Source organism: Nonomuraea sp. NPDC050691, assembly GCF_040654455.1.
Lineage (GTDB): Bacteria > Actinomycetota > Actinomycetes > Streptosporangiales > Streptosporangiaceae > Nonomuraea.
Genome location: NZ_JBFAIA010000373.1, coordinates 1 through 1375, shown reverse-complemented (window position 1 = coordinate 1375; position 1375 = coordinate 1). Strand labels below are relative to the sequence as shown.

Annotated in this window: 1 protein-coding gene and 2 pseudogenes; 2 read left to right on the top strand and 1 reads right to left on the bottom strand. The window is 42.5% G+C overall.

What is annotated here, in order from left to right:
• Window positions 1-375 (top strand): annotated as a pseudogene (locus tag AB0H81_RS44870) (hypothetical protein); the annotation flags it as partial.
• 106 nt (window positions 376-481) lie between these two features.
• Here AB0H81_RS44870 and AB0H81_RS44865 read toward each other — a convergent pair.
• A complete protein-coding gene (locus AB0H81_RS44865) occupies window positions 482-649 on the bottom strand; it encodes a hypothetical protein (protein ID WP_358388738.1) in 168 nt (55 codons plus the stop codon).
• A 653-nt stretch (window positions 650-1302) separates the two neighbouring features.
• On the opposite strand from AB0H81_RS44865, the pseudogene AB0H81_RS44860 reads away from it, so the two are divergent.
• Window positions 1303-1375 (top strand): annotated as a pseudogene (locus tag AB0H81_RS44860) (transcriptional regulator); the annotation flags it as partial.

The following is a 1375-nucleotide window of genomic DNA, read 5'->3' as shown; positions in this document are numbered from 1 at the left end:
GGCCTATTCCAAAATGCCGGTTATCGCGGCTTGTACAACATGAACATTAACAAGCTGAAAAACTACAAAGGCGTAGGCGACCTGAAAGGCTCATTACTGGACTTCATGAACCCTGTCGAATTGGCGGCCAATACGTTCAGAATCACGCAGACAGAGGAAAAGATACGCAATCAGAACATACACGGACAAAAGCCGTTAGAGCGAGCCGCTGAAGAAGTTGGACGTTCAGTCCGTAACGTGATGATTCAAACGTCCGGCACATTGCCGGAAGACCTCAAGCTGTCTGACGAAAAAATTAACAAGGTTAGAACCGGAATCAAGCAGACGAAACGCGCCCTTGAGAAACACGACAAAACCCTAAACAAGGACAAGTAATCCCACTAAGCATTGAATTATAAGGATTTAAGAAGTGATGTTTTTTTCTTCTTTTTCTCAGAATATTCAGTTATAATACACACCTCTTCACAGATTTTTATCCTTTTCAGCCCGCCATGCGCGGGCTTTTCTTTTGCCGTCTGAAACGCATAAATTTGCAGTAGAAGAAAAAATGAAAGTCATAAGGATTCCATTTTTTTGATCCATGGCGCAAATCCTCGTCAATAAAGGCTTGTAGGTTTTTTGCGTCCATAGAAACAGGGATTCCGATCACACGGGAATTTGATTTATGAAGTTATTTTTTTCTCACTTCACCTATCCAATTATTCAGGTATAATGACCAAGTAGAAAGAAGATTGCTTAATAACTCCCCTAGCCTTACCGGCCTGCTTGACCGGAATCATAAGGCTAGGGGTTTTCTTTTTGCCTATTGGTAGGGGTTTACCCCCTTTCGATAGGGTTATACCGTTATTTGCTTCACATTTACCGCCTATATGGGCGGTTTTCTTTTTGCGTTCTTCCCAATTCGCAGGCGTTCGCCTAAGTGTTTTTCAGATAGCAAAATTAAATTCTCTTTTAAATCAATATATAGCAAAAATATAGCAAAATTTCTTAGCATTGCTATTTACATTCTATTTAGCTTTGCTATAATACACACATCGAAGCAAAACACAGTTCTTTAACAAATCGAAAGCGTAGTAACCGCCCTTCAGGTAGGCAGAAGCCGACAGCAAGACATGGTAAAGCATGGGGGAAATCGAACAAACGGTTACAGGCGAAAGGCGGCCTAAAAGATAACAGCCTATGACGGTAAATTTTTTTAAACACTTGATAAACAAGGAAATCAAAAATGGAAATTAAACAATTTGAAGTAAACAGCCCTTCCGCAATGCTGATGATGCTTGCACCCCGGGGAGGGAGCGACAGATGATTTTGCTGCGTCAGCTGCTCGGCGACGTGCTGAGGCGGTTGCGCGTGCGGCAGGGACGCACTCTCCGAG